We start from the raw sequence: 1,045 nt of genomic DNA, 5'->3' as shown, positions 1-1,045 counted from the left end.
GCGCAATGCGTTCGGCGAGTTCGTCATACCTTTTGACGAAGCGGGGTTTGAAGTCATTGAACAAGCCGAGCATATCGTCGGAGACGAGTATCTGCCCGTCGCATGCCGACGACGCACCAATGCCGATCGTCGGAACCTTCAGTGTTCCGGTGATCTCGCGGGCCAGTGGCTCCACCGTTCCTTCAATGACAAGGCCGAAAGCGCCCGCGTCGGCGATCGCGTGGGCGTCTTGACGTATCTTGGACGCCTCGACGTCGGAGTGACCGAGCGAGCGGTAACCGCCCGTCGCATGCACGAGCTGTGGCATCAGTCCCACATGGCCGAGGACCGGAATGCCGTGCTTTGACAGGAAGGAGACGGTTTCGGCCATTTCTTCGCCGCCTTCGAGCTTGACGGCATCACATCCCGTTTCCTGGAGGATCCGAACGGCATTGCGAAAGGCTAGATCTTTCGTTTCCTGATAGGTGCCAAACGGCATATCGACTGTAACGCAGGCCCTGCTGGCGCCACGGACGACGGCCCGACCATGCCCGATCATCAGGTCGAGTGTCACGCTGGTGGTCGTTTCCATCCCGTAAAGCACCATGCCGAGCGAATCCCCGACCAACAGCAGGTCGCAATGCTCATCGAGCAGGCGCGCGATCGGGGTCGTATAGGCCGTAAGACAGACGATCGGGCGCGAACCCTTCATGGCGCGAATGCCAGGGGGCTGACAGCCGCTTGGTGGATGATGGTGTGCTCACGCTGCAGCCCCGGTGCTTCGATTGGCCGCCACGACACGGTTATCAAGGAGACGCGTGGTCCCGAACCGGACAAAGAGGGCAATGACGATCGGACGATCGATGGACGAGACAGGTTGAAGGGTCGCTGCGTCTCGTACCTCAATGACTTCCGGTTTTGCCAAGGGTTCACGACTGAGAAACGCCGCGAGCTTGCTTCGGAGATCATCGGCGCCCGAAACGCCTGATGCCACGAGCCGCTCCGCCTCGTCGAGCGCCTGCGATACAATAACCGCGGCCTTTCTTTCGAGCCCACTGAGATAAAC

At 60.4% G+C, this 1,045-nt stretch carries 2 protein-coding genes; both read right to left on the bottom strand.

Annotation, left to right across the window (positions count from 1 at the left end; translation table 11 throughout):
• On the bottom strand, window positions 1–691 hold a 691-nt coding region (panB, locus tag AC1D35_RS36390), incomplete at its 3' end, for a 3-methyl-2-oxobutanoate hydroxymethyltransferase (protein ID WP_477942888.1).
• A 48-nt stretch (window positions 692–739) separates the two neighbouring features.
• Window positions 740–1,045 (bottom strand): pantoate--beta-alanine ligase (locus AC1D35_RS36385; protein WP_477942887.1); only part of this gene is annotated, 306 nt, incomplete at its 5' end.

This window comes from Rhizobium sp. P1_E6 (assembly GCF_056405875.1).
The sequence above is the reverse complement of the archived record's forward strand: the minus strand, read 5'-3'. Positions and strand labels throughout refer to the sequence as shown.